This is a genomic window from Ignavibacteriota bacterium, assembly GCA_016713565.1.
In the GTDB taxonomy this organism is placed as follows: domain Bacteria; phylum Bacteroidota; class Ignavibacteria; order Ignavibacteriales; family Melioribacteraceae.
The window spans coordinates 118,633-132,385 of the sequence record JADJOX010000002.1; the positions used below are offsets into that span (position 1 = coordinate 118,633).

At 33.3% G+C, this 13,753-nt stretch carries 6 protein-coding genes and 1 pseudogene; all 7 read left to right on the top strand.

The genetic code is table 11. The features are described from left to right. The first annotated feature begins 24 nt into the window (after positions 1–24). Positions 25–2,268, top strand: a complete 2,244-nt coding sequence (locus IPK06_02690) for an alpha-L-fucosidase (protein MBK7978923.1) — start codon at positions 25–27, stop codon at positions 2,266–2,268. A 21-nt stretch (positions 2,269–2,289) separates the two neighbouring features. Then, positions 2,290–4,722 carry a hypothetical protein gene (locus tag IPK06_02695; GenBank protein ID MBK7978924.1) on the top strand — a complete coding sequence of 811 codons (2,433 nt, stop codon included), beginning with the start codon at positions 2,290–2,292 and terminating at the stop codon, positions 4,720–4,722. A 6-nt stretch (positions 4,723–4,728) separates the two neighbouring features. Next, positions 4,729–6,809: pseudogene (locus tag IPK06_02700) on the top strand (sulfatase). Positions 6,810–6,851: 42 nt separating this feature from the next. Then, entirely contained in the window at positions 6,852–8,000 is a 1,149-nt protein-coding gene (locus IPK06_02705) for an MFS transporter (GenBank protein ID MBK7978925.1), read from the top strand. Positions 8,001–8,056: 56 nt separating this feature from the next. Beyond that, positions 8,057–9,160: an ROK family protein gene (locus tag IPK06_02710; GenBank protein MBK7978926.1), complete on the top strand. Its 1,104-nt coding sequence runs from the start codon at positions 8,057–8,059 to the stop codon at positions 9,158–9,160. Between the two features lie 30 nt (positions 9,161–9,190). Next, positions 9,191–10,144 (top strand): glycoside hydrolase family 130 protein, encoded by a 954-nt coding sequence (locus IPK06_02715; GenBank protein MBK7978927.1) that lies wholly within the window; start codon positions 9,191–9,193, stop codon positions 10,142–10,144. 57 nt (positions 10,145–10,201) lie between these two features. Next, a complete protein-coding gene (locus IPK06_02720; protein ID MBK7978928.1) occupies positions 10,202–13,747 on the top strand; it encodes an alpha-mannosidase in 3,546 nt (1,181 codons plus the stop codon). Positions 13,748–13,753 lie beyond the last annotated feature (6 nt).

Sequence of the window (13,753 nt, forward strand, 5' to 3'; positions counted from 1 at the left end):
GCTTTTTCAAAAAATAAAAATATTATGAAAAATAAAATATTTAATGCTGGTTTCGTATTTAAAACAATATTGATTTTTGGCTGCTATATTGGAATAATTGCACAATCAAATATAGATAGTTCACCAACCGATTTGGAAACGGTAAAAAAATCGGTATCGGTATTGCCGGATCAGCGTCAATATGACTGGCAGCAGAATGAGTTTACAGCGTTTATTCACTTTGGAGTAAATACTTTTTCCGGAAGAGAATGGGGAACCGGTTTTGAAGATCCGAAAATATTTAACCCGACTGAGCTTAACACGGATCAATGGTGTGAAGCAGTAAAAGCGGCGGGAATGAAATTAGTCATTCTTACTGTAAAACATCATGATGGTTTTTGTCTTTGGCAGACCAGATACACAGATCACTCAGTAAAATCAAGCGATTGGCGCGGCGGAAATGGAGATGTACTTAAGGAATTAGCTGAATCGTGCAAAAAGTATAATCTAAAATTAGGCGTTTATTTGTCGCCGGCAGATCTTTTCCAAATAGAAAGTTCAACAGGATTATACGGAAACGGAAGCAAATATACGGAACGAACAATTCCGCAAAAATCAAATCGGGAGTTTAAAGATAAAAGAACATTTAAATTTATTGTTGATGATTACAATGAATATTTCATGAATCAACTTTTTGAACTGCTTACCGAATACGGACCAATTTATGAAGTTTGGTTTGACGGAGCGCATCCAAAACATAAAGGCGGTCAACAGTATACTTATAATGCCTGGTATGAATTAATTCGTGAACTCGCACCGCAAGCGGTTATATTCGGTAAAGGTCCCGATGTTAGATGGTGCGGAAATGAAGCCGGAAATACAAGAGAATCAGAATGGTCTGTAATTCCAATTAATGGCACAATTAACAATTGGACTTGGCCCGATATGACCGATGATGACCTTGGTTCTTTAAGCAAAATAAAAAATTGTTTGGAAAATAACGGATTTCTTCATTGGTATCCGGCGGAAACAAATACGTCAATTAGAGAAGGTTGGTTTTGGAGAGATGAAGCACAGTATGTTAAATCTCCACAAAAAATCACTGATATTTGGTACAGGTCGGTTGGCGGCAATACGGTTTTTCTTCTGAATATTCCGCCGAATAATAAAGGATTGTTTTCCGAACGTGACGTTGACGTTTTGAAAAAGGTGGGAAAACAATTAAGCGAAACATTTGCTAACAACCTTGCCGAAGGAAGTTCGGTAGTTGCTTCTTCTCAAGTTTCTGAAAATTTCATTCCCGCATATATTATTGATGACAAACTTACAACTTGCTGGATGCCGAATGAAAATGATAAACAGCCGTATTTTGAAATTAAACTAAGAAGAAAAGAAAAATTCAACAGAATTTTATTCCAGGAAAATATCAAGGATTATTCTCAAAGGATTTCTCAATTTGAAGTTCTTGCGTTAATTGATGATCAGTGGGAAAAAATTGCGGAAGGAACAACAGTCGGTTATAAAAGAATTTGCAGCACATCAGACATATACACTGACAGAATTAAAGTGAAAATTATTGATTCCAGACTTAATCCTACGATAAACAATTTTGGTTTGTATTTTGAAAAAGTACAAGTTTCAAATCCAATAATATCAAGGAACAAAGCCGGATTTGTAAATTTAAGTTGCGAAACAGTTGGTCCAATAATAAAATATACAATCGATGGAAACGAACCGAATATAAATTCCATGACATTTAAAGATCCGTTTAATTATTGTGCCGGCGGAATCATTAAAGCAGTCGCGTTTGATTCTGAAAATAACGTAAGTGATGTAGTTTCAAAAGAATTCGATATTTGTAAATTAAATTGGAAAATACAAAGTGTTTCAAGTGAGCAAACCGATAACAACGAAGCAGCAGCAAAAGCAATTGACGGAGATGAAAATTCTAATTGGATAACAAGATGGAAGCCAGATTCGCCAAAACATCCGCATTATATTTCAATTAGCCTTGGAGAAAAATTGAAACTAAAGGGATTTACTTACACTCCAAGAAAAGAAATTGTAAATGGTACGATTAAAGAGTTTGCGTTTTATACAAGTACAGACGGCAATAATTGGAATAAAGTAATTCAAGGTGAATTCAGCAATATAAAAAATAATCCTGTTGAGCAGAAAATTTATTTTGAAAATGAAATTGAAGCAAGTTTTATTAAGTTGGAAGCTTTAAGTGAAATTAACGGAAATCCTTGGGCTTCCGCTGCGGAAATTGGAATAATTACAAAATGATTAAAAAATTTGCGGGTGCTTATGAAAAAAAGTTTTATTGTTTTTGCGATATTGTTAATAGTATTTTCATGTTCAAACAAAAATAAATTCTTTACAGTTGAAACTGAAAATTTTAGATTGTCGTTGGATGAAAAGGGAAAATTAACGGAACTTATTCAAAAAAATATAAATGCAAATTTATTAGTCGCCGATACTTCTTCATACCTCTTATCAATAAAAAAAAATGACAGGATAATAAATCCCGAACAAGCAGTGATAAATTCGAATAAAAATGAAATTGAATTTACATTTTTAACAAATATCAAAGCTGTCATAAAATACGAAGCAAATGCTGATTATATAAAATTTGAAATCATATCATTTAGCGATAGTGACACAGAGTTAATTGTTTGGGGACCATACAATACAAAACTAAACAAGGTTATTGGTGAGACCGTCGGCGTTGTTCAAAATGATGATTTTGCGATAGGAATTCAATCGCTGAACGCGAAAACACTTGGCGGTTTTCCATGGACGAACAACGATTGCATGCCGCAAATTAATATTTTTGCTCAAAATGATTATACCGACCTCAGCGAAGAAGGCAAAGATTATGTGTTATACAGAGTAGAAGCCGCTAAACCAACTAAATTCGGAAGTTCACTTCAAGCATATTGCAGAAATAGAAATAAAGAAAGAATAATTGATAACTTGGATCATGAATATTATATTTCTCCAAAATATAATGACGGCGGAATTATCGGCTCGTCAATCGCTTTATTCGGCAGTTCAAAAAATGAAATTTTAAATACAATTTCAAAAATCGAGATAAATGAAAAGTTGCCGCATCCCATGTTGGAAGGCGAATGGGGCAAAACCTCTAAATATGCCGCACGAGCTTATTTAATTTATGATTTTACAGAATCTACAATTTATAAAGCAATTGAACTTACAAAGAAAGCCGGCTTAAAATATTTATACCAAGGAAATCCTTTTGAAACTTGGGGTAATTTTGAACTAAGCAAAACAAGTTTTCCAAACGGAATAAACGGTTTGAAAAATTGCGTTGAAAAGGCAAACCAAAACGGCATACAAATTGGGGTGCATACTTTATCTAATTTTATTACAACGAATGATAAATATGTTACTCCGATACCGGACAAAAGATTGGGCAAAGTTGGATATACAAAAATTTCCGAAGATTTAAATTCTACAGTTAAAGAAATAAAAATAGACGATCCTAAATTTTTCGATCAGTACAAAAATAATAATCTTAAAACAGTTCAAATTGATGAAGAGCTTATAAGATATGAAAGATGCGTAAATGATAACGGTTGGAAATTGGTAAATTGTGAAAGAGGAGCTTTTGGAACAAAAAAATCAACTCACTCTAAAAGCAGTGTAATTTGTAAATTGGCTGATCATGGCTATAAAGTATTTTTGACGGATATTGATTTGAGTTTGGAAGTTTCTAAAAACATTGCCGAGCTTTATAATAAAACCGGACTTAGGCAAATATCTTTCGACGGTTTGGAAGGAAATCGTTCAACCGGAATGGGAAATTACGGCGAAATCCTTTTTACGCAAAATTGGTACAACAACCTAGATGAAAATATTAAGTCAAGCTTTATTGCCGACGCAAGCAGAACAACACATTTCTTCTGGCATATTTATACAAGAATGAATTGGGGCGAACCTTGGTACGCGGGTTTTAGAGAAAGCCAAACCGATTACAGATTGAAAAACCAAGAGTATTTTAAAAGAAATTTAATGCCCGCAATGCTTGGCTGGTTTCAATTACGACCTGAAACTAGTCTTGAAGATATTGAATGGATGCTCGCCCGTTCGGCGGCGTTTGATGCAGGTTATGCCTTTGTTGTTAATGATATGTCCTTGGAGAAAAATAAAATTTCGGATGAAATCTTTAGAACTATTGGTATTTGGGAAGAAGCAAGATTATCAAAATTATTTACCGATGAACAAAAAGAGGAAATGAAAGATCTAAAAAATGAATATAGATTAATAAAAGAAAATTCCAATAAATATGTGTTAACTCATATAAATTCATTCAAGTTTAACCATGTCAAAAAAAATCTTCAGCCGGGAGAGCCCGTCGCTTCTAAGTTTGAATTTGACTTAAATGAAAAATCAAATGATTGGGAGCTAATTATTCAATCAATTAATTCCGAAACAAAAGATATTTCAATTGAATTTGATAATTATAGAAAATTAGTTTTGAATGTTGACTTAAAAGAAAATGAAATACTTAAATTTGACGGTAAAAATAAATTAACAGTTTATCAAGCAAATTGGAATAAAATTAAAGAACTTGAAATTAATAATTTTGATTTGAAACTTGAAAAAGGTAAGCACAATATTTCATTTGATTGTAAATTTTCAAGCGGTGATAACGCCCAAGCAAAATTGGAATTAAGGTTTTTGGGGAATAATAATATTTTGCAATTAAAAAAGTAACGTATTATGGATAGAAGGCAATTTATAAAACATATTTCAGTAACATCTGCCGGAATCGCGGTATCGCCGATATTCTTTAATAAATGCGCTTCGGATAAGAAACTTAATATATTATTTATAATGGCAGACGATCATGCGTATCAGGCAATAAGCAGTTACGGTAAAGGGCTGAATATTACGCCGAATATTGATAAACTTGCCGGAGATGGTGTAAGGTTTGAAAACAGCTTTGTAGCAAATTCAATATGCGGACCAAGCAGAGCTTGCATGCTTACTGGAAAGTATAATCACATAAACGGAATGATAGATAACAGAACAACTTTCGATGGATCCCAGCAGACATTTACAAAATTACTTCAGCAGCATGGTTATCTAACTGCTATTGTAGGTAAATGGCATTTGAAAAGCGATCCGACAGGTTTTGATTATTGGAACATCCTGCCGGATCAAGGTGAATATTACAATCCTGATTTTATAGAAATGGGAAAAAAGAAAAGGATTGAAGGATATGTAACTGATCTTACAACTGATTTTGCCATTAATTGGTTGAACAAAAGAGATAAAAGTAAACCGTTTTGTCTTTTGCTTCATCATAAAGCTCCGCATAGAAATTGGATGCCCGAACCCGATAATTTAAATTTATATGATGATAAAGATTTTCCGCTGCCTAAAACTTTTTTTGATGATTATGCGACAAGAAGCGATGCGGCAAAAGATCAGAAGATGAGAATAGATAGAGACATGTTTATTGATTACGATTTGAAAGTTCCGATTGATGAAATCGAAAGCTCCAAATTCAGCAATGAAAAAATAAACAATAATTGGTGGAAAAGTTCTTTTGATAGAATGACGGAAGAACAAAAATCAATTTGGAATAAAGCTTACAATGATGAAAATGAATTATTCAAGAAAAGTAATTTAACCGGCAATGATTTGGCAAAGTGGAAATACGAAAGATATATTAAAGATTATTTAAGATGTATTGCGTCGGTTGATGAAAGCGTTGGGAATGTTTTAGAGTATTTAAAAAGAATAATTTGGAAGAAAATACAATTGTTGTTTATACTTCCGATCAAGGATTTTATTTAGGTGAACACGGCTGGTTCGATAAAAGATTTATGTATGAACAATCACTTAGAACTCCGTTAATTATTAAAATTCCCGGCGGTGAACAAGGAATTGTTAATAATCAAAATATGGTAATGAACATAGATTACGCGCCGACTTTTCTGGATTACGCCAATGTTCCTGTTCCAAAAGATATGCAGGGAGAATCGCTTAGGAAAATTTTAGAAGGAAAGAATCCTAAGGATTGGAGAACTTCAATTTATTATCATTATTTTGAATATCCAGCTGAACACAGCGTTAAAAGACATTACGGAATCAGAACCTCAAAATATAAACTAATACATTTTTATTTTGACATTGACGCGTGGGAGCTTTACGATCTTGAAAAAGATCCCGATGAAATCAACAATATTTATGATAACCCAGAGTACAAAAATATTATTGACGAACTTAAAAAAGAACTTCAGAAATTAAGAGAAAAATACAAAGATACCGACGAAACGAAATATCTTCCTCCAAAGAATATTAAAGTTGATCATAAAGGAATCGGCGGAAAAATTTCTTTCATTTATCCGTTTAGTAAAAAATATAACGGCGGAAATGATTACGCTTTATTGGATGGAATTGCCGGTCCGGCAAAAATGATATCCGGAGTTGATCTATCAATTTGGCAAGGTTTTGAAACAAATGATCTGATAGCAAATATTGATTTTGGAAAAATATTGGAATTCAGTAAAGTTAAAATTGGTTTTTTACAATTTCTTGAATCATGGATATTTTTACCCGAGTGGGTTGAAGTTTCCTATTCAGATAAAAATGATATAATTTTAGGTAGAGTTTTTAGAAAAGCCGACATAAAATCAACAAAAATATTTAAAGAAGAATTTATATTATCATTTGATAAAATTAAGACTAAGAATCTTAAAATTCATGCGAAGAATATTGGTATTTGTCCAACCTGGCACATTGGTTCGGGTAAACCGGCTTGGATGTTTTCAGACGAAATTATAATTGAATAGTTACAATTAAATTTATTTTAACAAAACTTATATAGGTGAAAAATGAAACTTAAAACAATCCCGATATTTTTAACTTTTCTTGTAATGGGTGTTGCAGACGCAATGGGACCAATGGCAAGCGCGGTTGAAAAAAATTATGAATTAAGCGCAGTTGTCGCTACGCTGTTAACTTTTTTTGTTTTTATTGCTTTTGCTGTTTTTAGTGTACCGGGCGGAGTATTAGCCGCGCGCGTTGGAAAAAAGAATTTACTTCTGCTGGGTTTAGGATTGAATATAGTTGCAATGGCAATCCCTACATTTATCGATCCCGGATTCACTCTTCTTGTAATTTGTATTTTCTTGCTTGGAATAGGAACAACATTTCTTCAAGTTGCCGGTAATCCTATAATGTATGATGTAAGTGACGAAGGAAAATACAGCAGAAACCTTGCTTTAGCTCAAGGGATTAAAGGACTCGGATCCTCAGGTTCAGCATATTTGGTTGGGTTGGTTTTAATTCTTCCAATTTTTGCAACAATGGGCTGGCGAGGTGTTTTCCCGGTATTTCTGTTATTTATGATAATCGCGTTTGTATCTGTTGCTTCTTTAAAAGTAAATGAAACAAAAGCCGACATTCCGCCAAGTATTGGTTCTTCTTTAAAACTTCTTAAAGAACCGGTTTTTGCTTTAGCCGTTATTGGAATTTTTCTTTATGTTGGAGCTGAAGTTTGTATGGCACGTTTCTTAAAACCATCATTGGAAAGTTTTGGATTTTCCGCGGATAACGCCGCGTTATGGGGACCGACAATATTCTTTGGAACAATAACTTTCGGAAGATTAGTAGCCGGAAGTATTAATATCAACGCAAGAACATTCTTTAGAATATCAGCAGCACTTGGATTGCTTGGCGTGATTTTAATAATTACAGGACAAGAATATTTAACAATTGCAGGTATAGTTATTGGAGGATTAGGTTTCGCAAATATTTGGCCAATGCTTTTTTCAATTACAATTGAAGAAAAACCTGAACGTTCAAGTGAGTTATCAGGTTTAATGGTAATGGCAATCAGCGGCGGCGCGATTGTACCTTTAATAATGGGAAATATTGTGGATAATGGTCTTTTGACTTTAGCTTACATTGTTCCCGCAATTTGTTTCGGATATTTATTAGTGCTATCTCTGAAGGGAAAGAAAAAAACGGCAAGTGTTTAATCTAAAAAGTTATTTATGAAAATTGAATAATCATCATATTAATTATAAGGTCAAAAATGAATTTCGAAAATGATAAAAGAATTGTAATGACTCTTGATGCGGGCGGTACCAATTTAGTATTTACCGCTATTCAAGGAAATAAACAAATTATAGATGAAATAAAATACCCGTCGCAGCCAAAGGATTTGGAAAAGATGTTATCTACTTTGGTTGATGGTTTTAACGAAGTAAAATCAAAATTGCCCGCTGAACCTGTAGCCATTAGTTTTGCTTTTCCAGGTCCCGCGGATTATCCAAACGGCATTATTGGCGATTTACCGAATTTACCCGCATTTAGAGGAGGCGTTGCGTTAGGTCCGTTCTTAGAAAATAAATTTAATATTCCCGTATTCATAAATAACGATGGCGATCTGTATGCTTACGGGGAAGCCATTTTTGGTTTTCTACCGGAAATCAATCAAAAATTAAAAGATGCCGGAAGTCCCAAACAATACAGAAATTTATTTGGTTTAACGCTTGGAACCGGTTTTGGATCGGGCATAGTAAGAGATGGTGAATTATTTGTTGGAGATAATTCCGGCGCTGGTGAAATTTGGCTTATGAGAAATAAATTAGCTCCGCATTTAAATATTGAAGAGCACGGAAGTATTAGAGGAGTAAAAAGAGTTTACGCAAATCTAACCGGTATTTCATTTGATGAAACTCCGGAACCCAAAGTTTTATTTGAAATCGCAAATGGCGAAAAAGAAGGCAATAAAGACGCGGCAATTACCGCATTTAAAACTATGGCTGAAGCCGTTGGCGATTCTATTTCAAACGCGATTACGCTTATCGATGGGTTAATTGTTATCGGAGGCGGATTGTCGGGTGCGTCCGACCTATTTATGCCGCACTTAGTTGATGAAATGAATTCAAATTTTAAAAAGGACGATGGTACTTTATTTAGAAGATTAACACAAAAAGTTTATAATTTGGAATCAAACACCGAATTGGAAAATTTCTTAAAAGGTTCTACAAAAGAATTACCGATTATTGGAACTGATAAAACAATTAAATATGATCCGGAAACGAGAATAGGCGTTGGAATTTCAAAAATAGGAACAAGCTTGGCAATTTCTTTGGGTGCGTACGCATTCGCAATTAATCAATTAAACAAATAGTAAGAAAATAATAAGGAAGAACAACAGAGTATGTTAAGGCATAAAAATAATCCGGTAGTTAAAAATTCAGATATTCCAAATATTGAACCACATTTAATTGACGCAACATCTGTTTTTAATCCGGGCGCAATAAAATTTAATGACAAATATCTTTTAATGCTTAGAGTTCAAAATAGAGGACGCAGAACATTTTTTGTCATGGCGGAAAGCGAAGATGGTGTTAAATTTAATGTGGAAAATAAGATTGTTGTATTTGAAGGATTGGCGGAATTAAACTTGAAACTTTATCATATGTATGATCCGCGAATTACAAAAATAGAAGATGAATACTATATTATGTTCGCTATGGATATTGAAAATTACTGCAGCCTCGGTTTGGCAAAAACAAACGACTTTAAGAATTTTAAATTCCTTGGCGTTGTATCTGAGAAAAATGTTAGAAACGGCGTTTTATTTCCTGAAAAAATCAATAATGAATATTACAGATTCGAAAGACCGAATACCGCGCAAATTGAAGGCGGACCATTAACAGGAAATTCTATTGTTGTTGCTAAATCTAAAGATATGATTAGTTGGCAAAGATTGGCAATTGTTGCCGAAGGAAATAAATTTTATTGGGATGAAATGGTTGGCAGCAGCACACCTCCAATAAAAACAAGAAAAGGATGGCTGCATACTTACCACGGAATTGCAATGCATTATGCGCCAATCTATCAAATGGGTGTTATGCTGCATGATTTAAATAATCCGGCAATAGTAATTTCAAGGGGAACTCAGAATATATTAGAGCCGCGCGAATTGTGTGAATTAGCGGGACAAGTACCGAATGTTGTTTTTCCTACTGGAATAATTGTTGAAGAATTTGACGAAGAAGGATTCGCCAAAGGAGATTCTGAAGTTAAAATTTATTACGGTGCCGCTGATACTTCGGTTTGCCTGGTAACAACAACAGTTGATGAGCTGATTCAACATTGTTTTAGATAAAATTTATTTAGTATTGTAGCAGAAAGTTAAACACTAATAATTTCCGGGAATGGCTTTATGAGAAAATATATATTATTTTCATTTTTTTGTCTAATTGCCTACACAATTAATGCTGATGATAAAGTCAAATTGATAAAGCAATTTAATTTTGCCGTAAATTCGAAAAACAACTTGGAAGGATTTTCAAAAAGTTTAAATGAAAATAATTTTCAATATCACAGTTTGAGAATTGACGTTACCGAAGGAATGCTTACAAGATGTACAGACGGCAATATGGAGATAGAATGGGAAACTCAAAAAATTAGTGAGAATAACAAAGCCGGATATTGGTTTACCTGGATAGCCGCTGTTGAAATGACAAATGAAAGACATAAATTTGATGTGTTTGTAAATGATAAAAAACAATTTGAATTTATTAGCGGTAATGAAGAAAACAGAGTATTTAAAAATAATAACGGAACAAAGTTAGAATTCACTTCAATTGAATTTGACCAGCACGGAGACGCGCACGGTTATATGTCAATTTTTATTCCAGGCAACATGGTAAAAGTAAACGAGCCGGTTAAGTTGAAAATTGTAGGTGAAGCGGAAAAAAGTAATTCTTGGATAATTATTTACAAAGCTGACGACGTAATTACTTATTTGCAGAATTTAGTTAAATACGAAAATTGGCTGAATGTGGAAGTTAGTTATAAAGACGCAAAATCAAATTTAAAATTCATCTCCGCAATTACAAACAAAGATAAACAGTTAAACCTTAAGATTGGTGACAATGAATACAAACTAAAATTAAATTCTAACGGCGATTATACGGAAGGTAATTTGTCAATTCCAAACAATGATATAAGCAACTTAAGATTTATTGTTTCGGATGAAAATGAAGAATTGATTGATCTTTCCGATCTTAAAAGTGAAAGAAAATATCAAAAACTACAACAGAAATCACTTTTATTAAATGAACTGAAAATTGAAAATGGCGCGGCAAAAATATTTTGTCAGAGAATTTATAAACCTCAGACAGTTAATAACCTTTTAAAATTATCACAATCAAAATTAAGTGACGGATTTATTTCATTAATGAATTCGAGTCATCAGGATATTGCTTGGATGGACAGTCCGGAAAAATGTATAATTGAAAGAGATACAATGCTTCTTACTCCGCTGTATGAAAAAGCAATCGCGGCAAATTCAAATTACAGATTTGACATTGAAGACGCGCTTATGCTAAAAGAATTCATTCAAAGGCATCCTGATAAAAAAGAAGGTATTAGGCAATTATTAAAAGACGGAAAAATTTCATGCGGTTCAAGTTTTATTCAGCCTTATGAAGAAATGTATTCCGGTGAATCTTTGGTTCGCCAATTTTATTTGGGAAAAAAATGGCTGAAGGAAGTATTTGATTATGATGCAAAAGTATATTGGAATGTGGATGTTCCGGGAAGAGTTTTACAAATGCCGCAGATATTAAAAAAATCCGGAACGGATTACATGGTAATTAGCCGATTTGAAAAAGGTATTTATAATTGGTACAGTCCGGATGGTTCATACGTAACCATGTTTTCTCCGGGACATTACGGAGACGCTTTTATGCCTTTGCATAAAAATGTTTACGACGCGGCAAATTATCTCGCTGAAACCGGAATATATTGGGAAAAATATTTTAATGAAAAATCAAATACTACTTCAATCCCTTTATTATCCGATTGGGATATGAGTCCGGCAATAGATTATTCTAATGTAATAAATAATTGGGAAAGCATAAATGAAATTGAAAAAGATGGAAACAAAATTTCGTTAAATCTGCCCAAATTTAAAATTCAAACGGCAAATGAGTTTTTTGAAGGATTTACAAAAAATTCGCGGAATATTCCAAAAATTATGGGCGAACGTCCGCAAGTATGGCTTTATATTCACGGACCTTCACATTATGAAGCTTTAAAGGCAAGCAGAGAAGCCGATATTCTTTTACCCGTCGCTGAGAAATTTGCGGCAATAAATTCCTTAATCAATAATAGTTTTGAAAATTATCCGTCAAGAATATTATTAAACGCGTGGGAATCAAAAATTTATCCCGATCATGGCTGGGGCGGAAAAGAAGGTCAGCAGACCGATGATCTATTTCACAGCAAATTTATTTTTGCAAAAAGCGAGGCAAAAAATATTATTGAAAATGAGTTGAATTCGATTTCAACTAAAATTAATACTGATGAAGAAAAAGGAAAACCCGTAATTGTTTTTAACAGTTTAAATTGGGAAAGATCGGATCCGGTTGGATTTTATTTCTATCCGCAAAATGAAAATACTTATTCAATTATTCTAACCGATGCAAATAATAAAAATGTTCAAGTTCAACTTTCAGATATATCGACAAATAAAAATGGCAGCATTAAATCGGCAAAAGTTAATTTCATTGCGGAAAATGTGCCATCTATCGGATATAAAACATTTTATTTAAGTGAGAGTAATAATAAGATAAGCGATGAAAAGTTTAAACCGTTTGAAAGCGAACAATACAATATTGTTTTAAGTGATAAGGGAATAAAAAGTATTTATGATAAAGAGCTGAAAAAAGAATTGCTCGATACTTCAAAGTTTTTTGGTGGAGAAATTTTCACTTTGCAGTCTGAAGGAAATGGAGCCGGTGAATTTTCCGATATTCAGCAGCCTACTTTGGAAGGTTTTGATAAAACTAGTAATTATAAATTAAATTGGGAAGTTATTGAGAACGGACCGGTTTTCAGCAAATTTAAATTCAGACAGAAAATTAAAAATGCCGTTGTTGAACAAAATGTTACTTTATATAAAAAAATCAAAAAGATCGATATTGACATTGCTCTTTTAAATTGGGAAGGTGTTCTTTACCGTGAGTATAGAATGGCAATTCCGCTTAATATGGAAAATGAACAAATAAGTTATGAGACCGCGTTTGGAGTTGTTAATGTTGGTAAAGATGAAATTGAAGGATACGCGGGAGAAAGATACACCACAGTTTGTAAGAATATTCATCCGAGAGGAATTGAGAATTGGATTAGCGCGAATTCACTTGATTTTGGTATGACTTTAAGTTCGTGTGTTGCCGTTGCAGATTACATCGATCCTATCAACATGAGCTCAAAAGATTTAGTTCTTCAGCCGATTTTATTGGCGTCAAGAAAAAGCTGTCACGGTGAAGGAAATGAATATTTACAAACGGGCGATCATCATTATAAATTTTCGTTGAATTCGCATGTTGCTGGCTGGCAAAACGGATTTAGAAACGGTAAAGGCGCTAATGAAAATTTAATGGTTGTTGTATACCCAAATAAATCTGTTACCGCTGATTTACCCGAAGAACTAAGTTTCTTTTCATCTAAAAATGATAATGTTATTATTAGCACAATTAAAAAATCCGAAGATGATAGATCAATTGTTTTAAGAGCTTACGATATTTTCGGAACGAATTCCGATATTGAGCTTCACGGATTTAAAGATATTCAATCGGCAAACACCGCAAATTTAATTGAAGAAAATATTAAGGAATTAAAATTTTCAAAAAATACTCTCCCAATAAGTTTGGGTAAAAATTCAATTGAAACAATAAAGTTAAAATTTGATATGAATTGATGCATA